Source organism: Nostoc sp., from assembly GCF_036917675.1.
Taxonomy (GTDB): Bacteria; Cyanobacteriota; Cyanobacteriia; order Cyanobacteriales; family Nostocaceae; genus Nostoc.
In genome coordinates this window covers 16296-31147 of the sequence record NZ_JBALCT010000008.1, presented here as the reverse complement: position 1 = coordinate 31147, position 14852 = coordinate 16296, and the positions used below count along the sequence as shown (strand labels likewise).

The 14852-nt window shown below is 39.4% G+C and carries 21 protein-coding genes and 1 pseudogene; 11 read left to right on the top strand and 11 right to left on the bottom strand.

Going from position 1 to position 14852, the window contains the following annotated elements; all coding sequences use genetic code 11:
- Window positions 1-51 precede the first annotated feature (51 nt).
- The gene (locus tag V7K31_RS02880) at window positions 52-1593 is read right to left on the bottom strand and encodes a site-specific integrase (RefSeq protein WP_335092477.1); all 1542 of its coding nucleotides are present in this window, start codon (window positions 1591-1593) and stop codon (window positions 52-54) included.
- A 116-nt stretch (window positions 1594-1709) separates the two neighbouring features.
- On the opposite strand from V7K31_RS02880, the pseudogene V7K31_RS02875 reads away from it, so the two are divergent.
- The 3 genes and pseudogenes from V7K31_RS02875 to V7K31_RS02865 form a co-directional block, all read left to right on the top strand.
- Window positions 1710-2810: pseudogene (locus V7K31_RS02875) on the top strand (nickel-dependent hydrogenase large subunit); the annotation flags it as partial.
- 86 nt (window positions 2811-2896) lie between these two features.
- Complete coding sequence (locus tag V7K31_RS02870) at window positions 2897-3106, top strand: hypothetical protein (protein ID WP_335092476.1); 210 nt, start codon at window positions 2897-2899, stop codon at window positions 3104-3106.
- Window positions 3107-3520 carry an HNH endonuclease gene (locus V7K31_RS02865; protein WP_335092475.1) on the top strand — a complete coding sequence of 138 codons (414 nt, stop codon included), beginning with the start codon at window positions 3107-3109 and terminating at the stop codon, window positions 3518-3520. It abuts the gene before it with no gap.
- A 106-nt stretch (window positions 3521-3626) separates the two neighbouring features.
- Here the strand turns inward: V7K31_RS02865 and V7K31_RS02860 are convergent, their stop codons facing one another.
- Complete coding sequence (locus V7K31_RS02860; RefSeq protein WP_335092473.1) at window positions 3627-4295, bottom strand: DUF1294 domain-containing protein; 669 nt, start codon at window positions 4293-4295, stop codon at window positions 3627-3629.
- Window positions 4296-4536: 241 nt separating this feature from the next.
- On the opposite strand from V7K31_RS02860, the gene V7K31_RS02855 reads away from it, so the two are divergent.
- A complete protein-coding gene (locus V7K31_RS02855; protein WP_335092472.1) occupies window positions 4537-4959 on the top strand; it encodes a hypothetical protein in 423 nt (140 codons plus the stop codon).
- Window positions 4960-5062: 103 nt separating this feature from the next.
- Here the strand turns inward: V7K31_RS02855 and V7K31_RS02850 are convergent, their stop codons facing one another.
- Both V7K31_RS02850 and V7K31_RS02845 read right to left on the bottom strand, forming a co-directional pair.
- On the bottom strand, window positions 5063-5401 hold the full coding sequence (locus V7K31_RS02850; RefSeq protein ID WP_335092505.1) for a type II toxin-antitoxin system VapC family toxin: 339 nt from the start codon (window positions 5399-5401) through the stop codon (window positions 5063-5065).
- A 65-nt stretch (window positions 5402-5466) separates the two neighbouring features.
- Complete coding sequence (locus V7K31_RS02845; protein ID WP_335092471.1) at window positions 5467-5691, bottom strand: FitA-like ribbon-helix-helix domain-containing protein; 225 nt, start codon at window positions 5689-5691, stop codon at window positions 5467-5469.
- Between the two features lie 226 nt (window positions 5692-5917).
- Here V7K31_RS02845 and V7K31_RS02840 point away from each other — a divergent pair, with 226 nt between their 5' ends.
- The 4 genes from V7K31_RS02840 to V7K31_RS02830 are packed head-to-tail and all read left to right on the top strand — an operon-like array spanning window position 5918 to window position 7162.
- Window positions 5918-6142 (top strand): DUF433 domain-containing protein, encoded by a 225-nt coding sequence (locus tag V7K31_RS02840; RefSeq protein ID WP_335092470.1) that lies wholly within the window; start codon window positions 5918-5920, stop codon window positions 6140-6142.
- Window positions 6143-6166: 24 nt separating this feature from the next.
- Window positions 6167-6346 carry an element excision factor XisH family protein gene (locus tag V7K31_RS31765; protein WP_442941197.1) on the top strand — a complete coding sequence of 60 codons (180 nt, stop codon included), beginning with the start codon at window positions 6167-6169 and terminating at the stop codon, window positions 6344-6346.
- The gene (locus V7K31_RS02835; RefSeq protein WP_335092468.1) at window positions 6334-6675 is read left to right on the top strand and encodes a XisI protein; all 342 of its coding nucleotides are present in this window, start codon (window positions 6334-6336) and stop codon (window positions 6673-6675) included. The genes V7K31_RS31765 and V7K31_RS02835 overlap by 13 nt, the downstream gene beginning before the upstream one ends.
- Before the next feature lie 13 nt (window positions 6676-6688).
- A complete protein-coding gene (locus V7K31_RS02830) occupies window positions 6689-7162 on the top strand; it encodes a hydrogenase maturation protease (RefSeq protein WP_335092466.1) in 474 nt (157 codons plus the stop codon).
- Window positions 7163-7209: 47 nt separating this feature from the next.
- Here the strand turns inward: V7K31_RS02830 and V7K31_RS02825 are convergent, their stop codons facing one another.
- The 3 genes from V7K31_RS02825 to V7K31_RS02815 are packed head-to-tail and all read right to left on the bottom strand — an operon-like array spanning window position 7210 to window position 9340.
- On the bottom strand, window positions 7210-7584 hold the full coding sequence (locus V7K31_RS02825) for a hypothetical protein (RefSeq protein WP_335092464.1): 375 nt from the start codon (window positions 7582-7584) through the stop codon (window positions 7210-7212).
- A gap of 18 nt (window positions 7585-7602) precedes the next feature.
- Complete coding sequence (locus V7K31_RS02820) at window positions 7603-8889, bottom strand: SagB/ThcOx family dehydrogenase (RefSeq protein WP_335092463.1); 1287 nt, start codon at window positions 8887-8889, stop codon at window positions 7603-7605.
- Window positions 8852-9340, bottom strand: a complete 489-nt coding sequence (locus tag V7K31_RS02815) for an ankyrin repeat domain-containing protein (RefSeq protein ID WP_335092462.1) — start codon at window positions 9338-9340, stop codon at window positions 8852-8854. The genes V7K31_RS02820 and V7K31_RS02815 overlap by 38 nt, the downstream gene beginning before the upstream one ends.
- 607 nt (window positions 9341-9947) lie before the next feature.
- On the opposite strand from V7K31_RS02815, the gene V7K31_RS02810 reads away from it, so the two are divergent.
- Window positions 9948-10157, top strand: coding sequence for a TOBE domain-containing protein (locus V7K31_RS02810; protein WP_334943549.1), 210 nt, complete (start codon window positions 9948-9950; stop codon window positions 10155-10157).
- 612 nt (window positions 10158-10769) lie between these two features.
- A complete protein-coding gene (locus V7K31_RS02805) occupies window positions 10770-11531 on the top strand; it encodes an ABC transporter ATP-binding protein (RefSeq protein ID WP_335092461.1) in 762 nt (253 codons plus the stop codon).
- Window positions 11532-11546: 15 nt separating this feature from the next.
- Here V7K31_RS02805 and V7K31_RS02800 read toward each other — a convergent pair whose 3' ends face one another.
- The gene (locus V7K31_RS02800; RefSeq protein ID WP_335092459.1) at window positions 11547-11708 is read right to left on the bottom strand and encodes a hypothetical protein; all 162 of its coding nucleotides are present in this window, start codon (window positions 11706-11708) and stop codon (window positions 11547-11549) included.
- Between the two features lie 57 nt (window positions 11709-11765).
- Window positions 11766-12296 carry an orange carotenoid protein N-terminal domain-containing protein gene (locus V7K31_RS02795; protein WP_334826795.1) on the bottom strand — a complete coding sequence of 177 codons (531 nt, stop codon included), beginning with the start codon at window positions 12294-12296 and terminating at the stop codon, window positions 11766-11768.
- A gap of 216 nt (window positions 12297-12512) precedes the next feature.
- Here V7K31_RS02795 and V7K31_RS02790 point away from each other — a divergent pair, with 216 nt between their 5' ends.
- Window positions 12513-12890 carry a hypothetical protein gene (locus tag V7K31_RS02790; protein ID WP_335092458.1) on the top strand — a complete coding sequence of 126 codons (378 nt, stop codon included), beginning with the start codon at window positions 12513-12515 and terminating at the stop codon, window positions 12888-12890.
- A 155-nt stretch (window positions 12891-13045) separates the two neighbouring features.
- On the opposite strand, the gene V7K31_RS02785 is transcribed toward V7K31_RS02790, so the two are convergent.
- Both V7K31_RS02785 and queG read right to left on the bottom strand, forming a co-directional pair.
- Window positions 13046-13681: an HAD-IA family hydrolase gene (locus tag V7K31_RS02785; RefSeq protein WP_335092457.1), complete on the bottom strand. Its 636-nt coding sequence runs from the start codon at window positions 13679-13681 to the stop codon at window positions 13046-13048.
- A complete protein-coding gene (gene queG / locus V7K31_RS02780; protein WP_335092456.1) occupies window positions 13656-14630 on the bottom strand; it encodes a tRNA epoxyqueuosine(34) reductase QueG in 975 nt (324 codons plus the stop codon). The genes V7K31_RS02785 and queG overlap by 26 nt, the downstream gene beginning before the upstream one ends.
- Window positions 14631-14852: the final 222 nt, after the last annotated feature.

Sequence of the window (14852 nt, the reverse complement as noted above, 5' to 3'; positions counted from 1 at the left end):
CTCAAAGGAGTATTATACGGAATTCTTCAACGATAATTTATACTCATATTCTTAGCCGTGGTGATAAACCCGTTCCGACTTATTTGGATTTTTAATTCCCAACAATTTCCACTTTTCCGCTTCCAACCTTAACCTTTCATTCTCCATCCGTAGCGCCAATATTTCATTCTTCTGCAACTCAATTAACGACTTTTGACTAATTACTTCACCAAAGGCTTTTTTACGGTTTTCAATGCCAAACCAACGCTGGTAGGTTTTTGTATGTTCATCAACAGTATGACCTAAATTGTCTGCTGCGGCTTTGATGGGTATTCCCTGAAGATGCGCTCGAATCGCGCAAGCATGACGCAAATCGTAGGGTTGAAACTCAATTCCCACTTTTCTAAACCATCTGGATATATCTCTCCGCATCCAATTAATATTTTGCACAGATGCAATTTTTGTCACCTTTTTTTCTAAAATCTTTAATGGTTTGGGATTTTTTAAATCAAATAATTCTATCCATTCCGGTACAAAAGGGATAACTTCTCGATATCCAGTCTTTGTATTCTTATTGACTTTCCAAGTATGGTCTATATTTTGGGGAGACATCCACCAATTAATATCTGGTTCGACAAATAATTCCCTTGGTCTTAACCCAAAGGTTGCCAACATTCCATATACCCAACGCCACATTTCCCAGGTGTCTATTTCATCAGTGATATTTGTATTTCTGCGATTGAGCGCGAATTTTTCAAATAGGTCAAAAGAAGATAGTATTTTATCATTGTCAGGTATTTCTCGATGGGCAGGAGTGACATGATCCCGTCTCACATCAAGTATAAATCCCAACTTAAAGGTTTTAATAAAAACAGAAGTTACCGCAATCAGTTCATTTTTTTTATTTCCCTGAAATGAATTAATAATTTCCTCAAAATGATTTTTTGTTGACAAAGTTGTTAAAGGAAAGTTTCTTTTAATTACAGATATATAGTTAGAAAAGGTATTTTGACTGGTTATAGTTTTCTGACGGGTTTGATAATATTTTTCATCAAATGTATCTAATAATTCCCCAATAGTTTTTATCTCTTGCTTCTCTCTAGATTTAATTCCTAAATACTTCTCATTCCACTCGAAAGTGTGACGAGCGATTAATTTACCCAACTCGTAACTTTCCTCGATCGCAGTTTTCAGTCCCTCTAAATTTGCTGGTATCCCTAGAGACAAGTCATACTGCTTTTTTTCCTTGCCTAAACTGCGTTGGCTTTGCCCGCCGTAGGCATCGCCTGGTTTTAACGGTAGGGTAGCCCGTAACTGGAGAGAATTGCCAGTTTGTTTAATGGTGACTCTAATTCTATCCCTTTTTAAATTAGTATTGGCTTCGACAAACTTCTGCTCAAAAACTTCTTGATAGTGTAATTCTGTTGCTTTAATTTTCGCCATTGTTCCTCTGTAACTACCGTCTGTGGTGTTCTGCGGCTCAAAATCTGCAAAAATATCGGCGAAAAAGTCCCTTGAGTCTGCATTTGCATCCTCATCTGTAGATGGGGGATATGTCTCCGATATTAAATTTTGGCGATCGCAATTACCCTGGTTTTGATTTTGCCCGGTCATTCCCTAAATATTCCCTTATTTATAAGCTGAAATGGTGAAAATAAAATGTTGCCCTTGAGCAAAATCACTTTACATAATAAGTTACTCAGGAACATATTTAGCATACCACCAGTTGCCACAGCAGTTATATGGTGCCTGGTGGCGTGATGTGCGCCCCAACCCTCACTGACATTACCCGCGCTTGGGCGATTCTCGAATATTTCCGCACCAATTGGTTAGAACCAGTGTGGTTAGGTTGTTCTTTGGAACGCTACGAACAAATCCAGACTTATGATGACTTCAGGAATTGGTTAGATGAAGACCGAAATCATCGAGATTCTGACTTAGGTTTTTATTGGCGCATGGGTTTAGATATCGGTCTAGATAGATATGGTGCTGGTGTTGGGAAATATGTCACTTGGGGATATTTAGCCCATGAAGATAAATATCAAAAGCCGACTATTGAAGGACGAAATGCGGCGATGATTATGAAAAGTGGAGTGTACGACAGCTTCGCAGACACTCACACCTTAATGGATCAGTCATTTACCCGCGAGAATACAACTCACTCCTGGTACGATGAAGGAACAGCAGACATTCACCCTAGCGATCGCACCACTAAACCGACTGCAATCAATACCAAAGATTTCGATAACGCTTACTCTTGGTCGAGTGCAGTCCTTCACAAAGACTTCGGACGTTTGGAAACTGGACCCTTAGCGCGGCAATTAGTTGCGGGTGGTAAACATGGCGAATCTTGGCAACACTACGACGGCTTGATCCTTGATGTCTTCAAAAAGATGGGTGGCGCTAGTATTCATGTGCGTCAGCTAGCACGAGTTCACGAACTTGTCAAGTTATATCGTCAAGCTGAACACTGTTTACGCGAATTCAAATTAAACGACCCTTGGTATATCAAACCCAAAGAAAAAGATGGACGCGGTTGGGGTGCAACTGAAGCAGCGCGGGGTTCCTTATCTCACTGGGTGGAAGTAGAGGGCGGTAAGATTAAGAATTACCAAGTGATTGCCCCTGGTACATGGAATATCGGACCTCGTGACGGTGAAGGAATCCGCGGCCCCATTGAAGAAGCTTTAATTGGGACACCCATTTACGATTCTAGCGATCCGGTGGAAGTTGGGCATGTGGCGCGATCGTTTGATTCATGTTTGGTGTGTACAGTCCATGCCCATGATGCTAAGACTGGTGAAGAGTTAGCGCGTTTTCGGACTGCTTAATTCTCAAATATTAGATCGTCTAGCACAATGCATATTGGGTTACACTGGCTCTACAAGTAATTGCGATTTTGCTAGACATACTTTGTATGGCTGAAATTATTGAGATACCTGTTGAACTGACTCACTTTCAACTTCCTGAAGCTGTACAAGAGCGTCTGCAATTTCTGCTAGATCGCCAAGATGTAGGCGAAGTGCTTACCCTTGCAGAACGACGAGAAGCTGAAGGGCTGGTTGAGTTGGCAGAATTTTTATCTCTGCTGCACTTGCGTTCGCAGCGTGTGATGCAGCAGGGATAAATGGTAACGATTTCAGTTACTTTACGTCGATTAGTCATCCAAAGAGCAGCTGAACGCTGTGAATATTGCAGTTTATCCCAAGCAGGTCAAGCAGCTACATTTCATATCGATCACATCACTCCTGTGGTAGCAGGTGGTACAACAACAGCAAGTAATTTGGCACTTGCTTGCGTGTCCTGTTCACTCCGTAAGGCTGCCCGACAAATGGTTGAAGATCCAGAAACAGGAGAAAAAGTACCAATCTTCAACCCTCGTCAACAAGTATGGAAAGAACACTTTCAGTGGAATGGTGTAGAAGTTATCGGATTAACAGCTATAGGACGAGCAATCATTAATGCACTCAAAATGAATCGTGCGATTATGCTAGCGATTCGGGCAGAAGAAGAATTCCTGGGTCGTCATCCACCACCTTAATAAGCGACTGATGGTAGCGACGTTAACTGCTTATACCACCAACAAGAGCGATAGCCCTTGCCGACAACCAGATTAAACTTAGTTTACAGACTATGACTTGATTCAATTATCCTCTAGAAGCAATACCGAAAAACAGATTTATCAACGCCTTACCAAAAAATAGCCAATCTAACCAAAATACGATGTGAAGAATTGCTATCACCCAAAATACAACTTGATAAGAAACTTTGCTGCTTTTGTGACGTAGCTTCTCTTGAGCAACAAATGCACCTAACCAACCACCCATAAATTCGCACAGATGCAAAGTATTTTCTTGCCTTCTCCATCGTCCTTGTTGTGCACGAGATTTATCATCGGCATATAGCCTAAAGGTAATTAAACTCATAACAGGATAAAGAATTAGAGGAATTGGGTTGCCAGTTGTTAGTGCAAGATGGATTGAACCTAACCCTGGTAGTAAAGATAGAAGTAATGTCTGTAATGGTAATGATAAAGATTTGTCTACAGTTCTAGATACAGACTTCTTTGGTGCGGCAGAAGATGAGAACTTTGATGTAACTCCTTCAATAGAAGCATTACAAGCGCGTAGTTTGCCATCTTTACTAGCTGTTAGTTGATAACAAATGAAATCACCAACTTGGGGACGACGGTTAACGTCTTTGAATCCTGTAATGTGTAAAAAGACATCTTGACTACCATCATCGGGTTGTATGAAACCAAAGCCGTGATCGTCCTTCCATCTGATTAGTTGCCCTTTGTGTAAAGTAGGTTTCATGAATAAATCATATATTTATACCTACTTTATAGTGTGCCCTTGTTTACACAAATATACAACACCAAAAATGCGCTCGCCCCACCAACTCTTTTAATTTTGTAAAAATGTGGTGATAACTAATGGACTATGCCCAATGCCTGATATTCAAAACTCGTAGCGTAACACACTAAAACTGATAGAAATAGTGGGTTAGGCTTACCTTAATTCACTTCAACAAAACAGAAATTTACAAGGTAAGCTTGTGTCTGATTTAGCGCTACACGAATATCTCCCTCGCGTTCCCGATGCAGGATTGCAAGAATACATAGAATGGTGTGTTTTAGAGCAGGCAAAAGCCGCAGAATGTAACTTTACTCCTGATAGAAGTAAGTTAGATAATTTGCCACCAGAAGACTACATCCCTAAACTTGTCGATCAGTTCATGAAAGTTAAACCAGACCCAATTAGAGCAGGTCTAGTAGCAGCGATCGCAGGTAAAGAAGCTGACAAACATGCTTTATCCGGTTTAGCGATCGCAGCCGATTTTGTATCCCTTTATATCAAGTACTTAATCCCTAAAGAGGGAAGTACTAGAGAAGAGGCTGAAGAACTCTTAACTAAAGCATCACAACATCAGTCTGAGAAACTTACTGAAATTGCCAAGAAACATGGTGTAGAGTTATAGTTTCCTGCTGATAACTTAGTTTTTCAGAGGCTTTGTCTGTATTTTGGACTTTGGACAAAAAGCTTTGTTTGCGAATGTCATTTGCAAACAAAGCTTCTGTCCATCATAAATTACCTGATTCTAGTAATACAACGCGATCGCTAAACTTAGCCGCCAGTTTGCGATCACAAGTCAGCACTTGAGTATCAGCTTGAATTGCTGCTGCCACGAATAACGTATCGTAGAACGAATGACTTGCATCGACTGCCAGTTTTAGAGCAACATCCCGAATTTGAGAACTAGAAATAATTACATCAACCAATGCCTCAGCATCTTGCAGCGCATCTAAACCTATTTGCAACGGTAGTTGCCGGAATTGTATCCATTGCCAAATCACATTGCCCAACTCGGCAAACAACGAATCAGGCACCACAATCTGATCTACAGTTTCTAAAGCAGCGATCGCCTGTTCATACTAGTCCTCTACGTGTAAGAGCGCATAGGCAAATACCATTGTATCAATCACCATCAGGGTCGCCCTTCTGATTTCCAAGTCTGCGCCCGACTTTCTGATTCCATCGGTAATGCTTCCGCCCGTTGACGAATACGAGTAAGCACTTCATCACGTTGACCATAGCGTTTTTGCAACAAATCGCGGACTTCTTGCTCCATCGAAATTCCCTTTTGTCCCGCCAAGCGTTTAATGCGATCGACTAACTCATCAGATATATTGCGAATGGTAATTGTTGCCATACTGCCTCCTTTGCTAGTGCTATTCGACTAGTGGATTATTACCTTTATGCTAGCAGTTTGCTGGCATCCGAGTAGCCTAAATTATTTCAGCATCCCTTCCTGAATATTCGCCTCCAGCTTTGCCAAATTAGCTGAAGCAAAAAGAAAGTTTGAAAACACGCCTTAGTGGTTAAGCAAGGCGACTGTTTATCTTAAAATTGAGGAAACACATTTAACTTTATAGTTAATGGACAAAATTGTAGTTAACTCGCAAATTCATTTTGGTAAACCTTGCATAGCAGGAACACGCATTACTGTACAAAGCATTCTTGAACTACTCAATGATGGGCTTTCTTTTGAAGAAATTATCCGAGACTACTATCCAGAGCTACAAATTGAGGATATTCGTGCCTGCTTACGATACGCGATCGCGCTAGTGGCAGCTGAAGATATTCGCCTAGTATCTATTTGAGCATGAGATTCTTACTGGATCAAGATGTGTATACATCTGATTAAAATTACAGAACCTCAATATCAACTTTATTTAGCAATCAAGCAAAGTACTTCTGAAAAATTTTTCCAGCTAAAAGCAGTTAAAATAGTAGTCCAGCAAAATCAACTATTGTTAATAGTTGTAGATGTAGAAAGTGAGGTGATAGTTCAATGGATAAACTAAGTCACTATAGAAACATCATTAAAAACATTCTCATAGAATATGATCGCCTCTGCAATAGCTCACCTGATGACGACGTAGAGAGCCTTTTAGCACTCGATGATGAACGCGATCAATATCTATGGTTCCAGCTTGGCTGGCAAAAAAATCGCCGAATTAAAGGCATTACTGTACATATTCGCATTAAGAATAACAAAATTTGGATCGAAGAAGATTGGACTGAAGAAGGTATCGCCACCGAATTATTAAACGCAGGGGTTCCTCAAAGTGATATTGTGTTAGCTTTTCATCCTCCAAGCGATCGCGCTTTAACTGAATTTGCAACCGCTTAAACAATTAAATCTCATGCTAACTATTATCGGTTGCGGCAATCTAAATCGCAGTGACGACGCAGTAGGCGTTATCATTGCCCAACGCTTACAAAAATATCTAGCTGAAAACCCTTATCCTAATGTGCGAGTATATGACTGTGGCACCGCAGGGATGGAAGTAATGTTTCAAGCTAGAGGTAGTAAACAATTAGTGATTATTGATGCAAGTTCAACTGGTTCAGAACCAGGTGCTGTGTTTAAAGTTCCAGGAAAAGAACTGGAAGCAATGCCCGAACCTAGTTATAACTTGCATGATTTTCGTTGGGATAATGCTTTAGCCGCCGGACGGAAAATCTTTAAAAATGACTTTCCCGAAGATGTCACAGTTTATTTAATTGAAGCGGCTAATCTTGATTTTGGACTGGAGTTAAGTCCTGTTGTCAAACATTCTGCTGATTTGGTTTTTGAAGAGGTAGCTGTACTTATCAAACAGAATATCAACTTTTAGTTAACAATCCCAAATCTAAAATCCAAAATCCAAAATCTAAAATTGAATCACGCCCAATCCCGATAAACAGAAAGTTCATCTACCCTCATTTCAAAAGGTACGGCTTGAATCTCTGGCGGACAAACACGGATTTTAGCACTGCTGACAATTGCATAGAGTAATGTCCCCATTGGCACGATTTGTTGCAAAATACGCCAATTAGTAACTTGATCGGGACATTCAATTACTAATGTTAGAGCATTGGCATGGGTTGTGACATACCAGCGACAATTAGATAGAAGATTTTGAATGGTGCGATCGCACGCATCATAAAAGTATCTACTAATAGAATACTCTAGTTGCTGCCGCAGTATAATATCTGCCGATGTCGGTTGCATAGGATGTGAGTCATCACCATTAAAGTAATACATCTTTCTAGCCATCTCTCTTTAGCTTCCTGCTTATATTCCAATTACCATTCCATAAAGTACATCTTTATTTGTTTCTAATAATTCCTGGGTTTCATCATCATAATAAGCACCTATTCCACTACATTGAATTCCCAAATAATTACTAGTTAAATAAAGTCTCTGCCCTAGAAAACCAGCTATTTGCATAGCAGTTTGATAATTTAAATAATCTGACACAAAAAATAAAGTTACAGCGCTATCTTTAGCAATAGCCTGATTAATACATAAGTAACCCGTCTTTTCACTAAAATTACCCGTCTTAACCAGATACGTACCTTTATATAACCCAGGTGTCATTCCCTCTACTAGATGCACCACTGAGTAAATTTCTATTTCCTCATAATTTTCTGTCGGTATTGGCTGCTGAAGTTGCTGCACTATATATAAATAGTCTTCTTGAGAAATAGACTCTTTCCGGAAACGTCTAATAGAACGTCTATCCCAAACTGTTTGATAAAATTTATCCTTGTCAAAGTCAAATTGAGGATACTCTAATTTCTGCTGACGGCTCTTTTGTAGAGTAGTTGCTTTATAGGCATCTTCAATAAATTGATTAGATTCAAAATAATCAGTACCGCAGACAAAAGGAACTTTCAGCCTTAAGTGTCTGATTTTCTTGTCTTGTACTTCTCCTGACACCGCACAAGCAGTAATAAACTCCTTATTCTCAAATCCCAAATCTGAATTGAGCGTAAGTTTATCAAAGTCGAAAATTAATTGTATATCTCGGCTGTGGAGAAAAGCTGAAGCTGCGATCGCACCTAAATGATGCCCGCTATCTAATAAGCAATATCTTATGCTTCTATTTTGATATTTCCAGCTAGACCTATAATAAACACAACTAATTAAAAAGATGAATCCGTTGATACTTTTCCCCGGTATAATATAACTCTCTAACCCATCATCAATTAATTTATAGATAAGAGTTAGACAATTATTCTCAACTTCTAGATAATATATACCATCTACTATTCCCTCGATACCGCGAACCTGTACGTAAACTTCTGTGGGGTACAGAGCGCCTGCTGATGGATTCACTCGCAGTTTATAAGGGCCATCTTTATACACTTTCTCCAGGGTTATTGCACTGGTTAAGGAGATAAAAGAATGAACAGGATTATTGAGATTTAATTTTACTCTCCGATAAAATTTTGGATAAACTTTAAATGGAGATGGCTGTGTTGAAGCATCTACATAATTTGGATCAATTTGTACAGATAAGTAAGAATGCTTAGTAGCTTCATGATAGGCTTTGCCCGATATTTGACTTTGTGGCATTTTTAAGTATCCTTAAAACTTCTACATTGCTGGCAAAATCCATCGCTTTATAGTCGTCTAAGTTTTTCAAATCTAAGTTAGGATGATGCTGTAAAAGTAACTTAACGACTTCTGTCTTTCCGGCTGATGCTGCATACATTAAAACAGTTGCACCATTATCATTTTGATTGTCAATATTAATGTTGACAGCCAATAGTAAATTAATTAAATCGTAGTGATTACCAAAACAAGCAAACCACAAAGCATTGTTGTGATCGCTATTTCGAGCATTGATATCCGCACCTGCATCAATTAGTTCTTTTACGACTGCATAAACTCCCTCTCTTGTAGCTTTCATCAAAGCTGTATCGCCATTTTCACCTGGCTGATTTAAATCTCTAGTATTATAGCCTTTTGCTATTAGCCATTGGGTTGTTGCTTCACTCAAATCTTGCCTGCTTACTTGACTCATAATTGTTCCTTAAATATCACAAACCTAAGTTATTTATCAGCATAAACTTGCTTGCAAAACTTAATGGTGGGTATTACCCACCATTATTTGAAAATGCTATACGAGTAGCTAAAGTCTATTAGTTGAACAAACCAACTAGTAATAAGTTGACTAGCAACAATTGAACTTAGTTATATATTATCACTCTGATAATTTTGAATTCTGAATCATTTATAAAGAAACAATCTTGAGAAACACTGAAAATGCAGCATTTTTTACAATTTTATTTCATTATCTAGACTAATCGCAGATAGTCTCAACTTAACGTTAAAATGGCGGTTATAAAACGTAACTAGATGAGGCAAAAACCACCAACCTGGGCTGTGCTACTAAATACTAGCGATATCTAAAATGTGAGATGCTTACCCATGATCAATACCTGAAAATGCTCAATTTTGATGTAATATTTTCATTGAATATTATCTTTAATCAAACAGAAATATTACACTGAGATTTACTTTATGTCACTGACACTTATTAAGAAATATAAACTAATTTATTTTCTTTACAAAAATGTGCCTAAAAGTATGCTAGTTTATTTAAGTATTAAGTAAAACAGACACAAAAAATGGAAATTAGCGCTCGGAATTCTCTCAAAGGTACTGTCAAAAAAGTTGTGCATGGTTCAGTTAATACTGAGGTAACTTTAGAATTGGCACCAGGAATAGAGTTAGTGTCAATCATCACAAAATCATCTGCGGAAACGCTGGGACTTGTAGAAGGTAAGCAGGCTCATGCCGTGATTAAATCATCAGATGTGATAGTTGCTGTTGATTAAAAAATAGGCAAGTTGTCTTTTCTTGCAAGCGGCTCTATCTATAATACCGAATCAGGGTTAGCGGATTTCAAAACCTATTGATAAGCGGACTTATTTGATCTGTAACCTCGGTTTGAAAGTGGCACTATCCGAGTTAGGGTAGAACTCTTACCATCTAGCCGCAAGATCAAAATAATGCCAACAGGATTTGAGAACAAGAAAAGTAAGAAAAGCAACAGCAAATCCCAAACTCAACACTCTGCTAGAATCCACCTGTAAATAGGGTTTGAGACGCGCTAACTCTGGATTTACTTTTCTTTCGTATTAAAGTTGTCAAAGCTTATAAAGACAGTAGAAAAATTTATAAAAAATTAGATGCAGCTTATCTTCAAATAGAAGCAAAGATTGATAAAATGCCTAAATTAGGCGAGTAAGAATCTATGGTTGCAGCGAATTTAACTGACTTAAAAAAACCAGTTAAAAGCTTTACCACAGCTAGCAATAATATATACCCGTCTGCTGCAAAATTTAGAAGATTACCAAAATATCCTTTTTGTATCACTCTCCGAAAACAAAAATCAAAGGCAAATTTTAAAACTCTGACTGGTATTAGGTTTGTGGCTTTATATTTTTATGGCAAATACTATTTTAATTACCGATCCCCTGGTTGAAAATCCTGTATCGAAACCAGTAATCATTCGACTAGAAAACATTTTCAAGATTTATGGTAGTGGCGAAACAGAAATCCGAGCGCTGAATGATGTCAACCTAATTGTGGAACAGGGCGAATATTGTGCAATCATGGGGCCTTCAGGTTCTGGTAAATCCACAGCCATGAATATTATTGGTTGTCTAGATCGTCCTACTTCTGGACATTATTACTTAGATAATCTTGACGTAGCGCAAATGGACGATCGCTCATTGGCACACATCCGTAATAAAAAGCTGGGTTTTGTGTTCCAACAATTCCACCTATTGCCCCAACTAACAGCATTAGAAAATGTGATGCTGCCGATGGTGTATGCTGGCCTAAATCCAAAAGAAAGAAGCGATCGCGCCACAGTTGCACTGACACGAGTCGGTTTAGCAAATCGCCTCAACAACAAACCAACTCAACTATCTGGTGGACAACAACAACGAGTAGCGATCGCTCGTGCGATCGTTAATCGTCCCGTAGTACTCCTAGCCGATGAACCCACAGGCGCACTTGATTCCCACACAACCCAAGAAGTCTTAGATATTTTTGGCGAACTAAATGCCAGTGGAATCACCGTTGTCATGGTGACACATGAACCAGAAGTTGCTCGTCAAACCCGGCGCATCGTTTGGTTCCGTGATGGTGAAGTAGTACATTCTAACCTCACCCCAGCCGACTTGAATCACCTTGCTGTTTAAAGTCCGCGTTCGCCCTTAGCATTCTAGCATGGTAGGCGAACTTCCTTTGTGCAGCCAAGCCAGTGCGGTCTTGGGGGTTTCCACGCCACTTGACGGCAGTTGCTTCAAGTCGGGAAACCCGCCCAACACACTGCCTCCTTTATGCAGGTGTTCCCGTCCACCGCAGTGGCTCCCCATGAGCAACTGACGTGCTACTTCTAGTCGTCAGGGCTGATAAATGCGGTTTTGATCTGATTATAAACTCGGCGTTTTCCCAGTTTCTGCTTGCGTTGCGATCGGCTTAACATCGGTGTAACCCACTTCACCAGCTATTGTCCGAAACACCGACATTTGTTCTTCAAATTCTAATCCTTCAATTTGCGAAAGCAAATCTTTAATTTCTTTAGTTGGCTGGTAGGTGCTTGGCAAATCAACCACCGTATCTCCCATAGCTACCGCCCAAGCATACCAAACTAACAGCTGGTTGTTTTCTTTTATCGCCCCATAAGCACGGGAATATTCTGTATCTTTGCGGTTAACAATATCCCGCATAATATCTAGTTGCTGCTCATCTGATAATTCAAAATAATCTCCAAGCAGAAGTGGTGCTAACTCTGGTTCGGCCGCAGCTGGAGCAGCTGGGGTGATCGAGTCACCCATTTTTTTATAAACTAAATAGAACCAGGCTAATTTTGCATCAGTATCTAAGGCGTTAAACGCATCCACCAATTTTTGAGTTTCATTGCTCTGGGCTTGAGAAATAGTTTTATCGTAACTTGCAGTCATAAATTTGTTTCCAAGGAAATTTTACACGCCAAACTAAGTGGTACCAGAGTTTGATAATCAGATTCTACTACCCATAGAAAGAGTTAAATTAATTTAAAATTGCAGCTTTAATCTACCTTTTAATAGAGGTAAAAGTCTCCCCCAAGAAGCAAGAAAGCAGTATAGTACTTTGCTAGAATTGCCACAACAATAAAAAATTTACCTAAGGTTTTAATTATGCCTGATGAAGAAGTGAAGCCCAATTTAAATGAAGCTTCCACCCAGGATGCACAATTAGCTGCCGATAGCATAGCTAGTGGTGAAGAAAAAGCGCCAACTGTCAATTTTGATGCTGATTATGCAACTGCACAAAAATTTAGTGTGAGTGAAGTTGATCGCACAGGTAAAGGTGCAGCAGCAGCCGAAGCAGCCACTGCACCTAAATATCAAACCTCTAAACCACAAGAGACAAAAACCCAAACCCAGTCAACTGGTAATCCTGATGATTTTCTCGAGTTAGCAAAGGAAGTTGGGAATTCTCCGACTGAGGGTGTAACTAATGTCAGTGATGAGCTAGTACAACAAGCTTTGGAAAAGGGTGAACGGAAAAATTAAGTTTTCCGGATATCTTACTATTTTGTCGGGTGGGCAATCTCACAAATATTAAAATTGAAGTTATGGGCATTGCTAGACATTGCCCACCTTACTGTTTTAGTAAATCGTCAATAGTTAAGATTTTCACTATCTACTTTTGAATATTGATTGATTAATTAACAACCATTCATCACTTCTAATAGTTCGCTAGGTTGCTGAATTAAATAATCTGGATTTTGCTTGGCTAATACTTCTCGTGAGTTAAAGCCCCAAGTCACTGCAATCACTTGGATATTTGCTTTTCTTGATGCTTCTATATCTCTGGTTTCATCTCCGACATAAATAACTTCTTGAGGTTGGAGTTGATTTTGCCTTAATACATTATTGATTATGGTTGTTTTGCCAAAAATTGTAATTCCTGAGTAGATAAAATCAAATAGGTGATTTAAATCATTAATTGTCAGGAATTGCGTCACATTTTCTTTAGAATTAGAAGTGATAATGCCCAGCTTATATCCTTGATTTTGGAGTTCTATTAATGCTTCTTTAATTCCCGGAATGGGCTTTAATTCTGGAATTTTATTTTTTAATTCCCCTTTAACTTTTTTAACTAGAAAAGGTATCTTAAATAGAGAAACTCCTGAGTACTTAATAATTTCCCTAGATGTGAAGTTTTTAAGGACGGCTAATTGATCTGGGCTTATTTGTCTATAACCAAAGTCTACAGCTAGACGATTAGCAATACTTACAAGGGCATCTACTGTATCAGCAATTGTGCCATCAAAATCAAAAATAATTACTTTCGGGGTCATTCTTTCGCCTGGATGCGTCAAGATTAGCTAGGGCGTTGCGTCGTAACATTTCTGGCTTAATCCGCCGCAAGGCAGATGCTGGAAATCGTTTATCCCACTCCTGATCTGAGATTTGGGCTAATTCTAGCAGCTGGGGAGCAATATTCCCAGGATAAGGCTGAAACTCTGCAATATCAGTTGTGCTGGCAAAACGTTGATTCCAAGGACAAACATCTTGGCAAATATCGCAACCAGCAACCCAGCCTTGCAAATGGGGTATGATTGTCTCTGGTAATTCCTCGGCTCGATTTTCAATGGTATGATAAGCAATGCAGCGATTAGCATCCACCACAAAAGGCTGAGTAATTGCACCCGTAGGACAAGCTTGAAGACAAAGAGTACAGCTACCGCAGTGTTCTGTATGCGGGCGATCGCTCTCTAATTCCAAATTGGTCAACACTTCTCCCAAAAATACCCAAGAGCCATATTCTGGTGTAATCACATTACCATTTTTGGCAATCCAACCAATTCCGGCTTGTTGAGCTAACACTTTATCTTGCACCGGGCCAGTATCTGCATAATACCGAGCTTGTACGCTTTGATCAAGTGATTCTAGCCATGTAGATAGCTGTTTGAGTTTTTTATCTATCACCTTGTGATAATCCCTTCCCCAACCATAACGGGAAATTTTCGCATATTCCTCGCCTTCGGGACGTTGATCTGGTGTGTAGTAATTTAGCGCCACACAGACTAGCGATCGCGCCTGTGGCATCACTAAGCTGATATCCTGACGCTTGGGATTAGCCATCCATTCCATATCGGCGTGATAACCCAGTTCAATCCATGCTTGTAACCTCTGCGCTTCTGTGGCATCTACCCTATCTACAGCAGCAATTCCAACTTTGTGAAAGCCCAATTCCCTGGCTTTTTCTTTCACTACACTGCTGCTTGTTACGGAATACTGATTCATTTTTTTATTGGGATTTTGCCTAAATAAAGGCGATTTAATTTTATATTACATAGTCAATCCCTTTGATTAAGATTTGTTACTTCCATACATATAAATTTTATTTATAGCCCAATGCGTTACCTGCCCGATCTTGAGTGAGCTTAATTTCCTCCTTTTTAAGGCTACGGTATACACATCTTAGGCTATTCGATAAACCCTAAATTGCGTCAAGAAAGACTTGTG

Coding starts and splice junctions, on each gene's coding strand:
- queG (WP_335092456.1), bottom strand. CDS start 14,630: ATGAATCAGTATTCCGTAACAAGCAGCAGTGTAGTGAAAGAAAAAGCC.
- V7K31_RS02805 (WP_335092461.1), top strand. CDS start 10,770: ATGGCAAATACTATTTTAATTACCGATCCCCTGGTTGAAAATCCTGTA.
- V7K31_RS02880 (WP_335092477.1), bottom strand. CDS start 1,593: ATGACCGGGCAAAATCAAAACCAGGGTAATTGCGATCGCCAAAATTTA.
- V7K31_RS02810 (WP_334943549.1), top strand. CDS start 9,948: ATGGAAATTAGCGCTCGGAATTCTCTCAAAGGTACTGTCAAAAAAGTT.
- V7K31_RS31765 (WP_442941197.1), top strand. CDS start 6,167: ATGTGTATACATCTGATTAAAATTACAGAACCTCAATATCAACTTTAT.
- V7K31_RS02870 (WP_335092476.1), top strand. CDS start 2,897: ATGGCTGAAATTATTGAGATACCTGTTGAACTGACTCACTTTCAACTT.
- V7K31_RS02795 (WP_334826795.1), bottom strand. CDS start 12,296: ATGACTGCAAGTTACGATAAAACTATTTCTCAAGCCCAGAGCAATGAA.
- V7K31_RS02815 (WP_335092462.1), bottom strand. CDS start 9,340: ATGAGTCAAGTAAGCAGGCAAGATTTGAGTGAAGCAACAACCCAATGG.
- V7K31_RS02800 (WP_335092459.1), bottom strand. CDS start 11,708: ATGGGGAGCCACTGCGGTGGACGGGAACACCTGCATAAAGGAGGCAGT.
- V7K31_RS02820 (WP_335092463.1), bottom strand. CDS start 8,889: ATGCCACAAAGTCAAATATCGGGCAAAGCCTATCATGAAGCTACTAAG.
- V7K31_RS02865 (WP_335092475.1), top strand. CDS start 3,107: ATGGTAACGATTTCAGTTACTTTACGTCGATTAGTCATCCAAAGAGCA.
- V7K31_RS02825 (WP_335092464.1), bottom strand. CDS start 7,584: ATGGCTAGAAAGATGTATTACTTTAATGGTGATGACTCACATCCTATG.
- V7K31_RS02790 (WP_335092458.1), top strand. CDS start 12,513: ATGCCTGATGAAGAAGTGAAGCCCAATTTAAATGAAGCTTCCACCCAG.
- V7K31_RS02830 (WP_335092466.1), top strand. CDS start 6,689: ATGCTAACTATTATCGGTTGCGGCAATCTAAATCGCAGTGACGACGCA.
- V7K31_RS02785 (WP_335092457.1), bottom strand. CDS start 13,681: ATGACCCCGAAAGTAATTATTTTTGATTTTGATGGCACAATTGCTGAT.
- V7K31_RS02840 (WP_335092470.1), top strand. CDS start 5,918: ATGGACAAAATTGTAGTTAACTCGCAAATTCATTTTGGTAAACCTTGC.
- V7K31_RS02845 (WP_335092471.1), bottom strand. CDS start 5,691: ATGGCAACAATTACCATTCGCAATATATCTGATGAGTTAGTCGATCGC.
- V7K31_RS02835 (WP_335092468.1), top strand. CDS start 6,334: ATGGATAAACTAAGTCACTATAGAAACATCATTAAAAACATTCTCATA.
- V7K31_RS02860 (WP_335092473.1), bottom strand. CDS start 4,295: ATGAAACCTACTTTACACAAAGGGCAACTAATCAGATGGAAGGACGAT.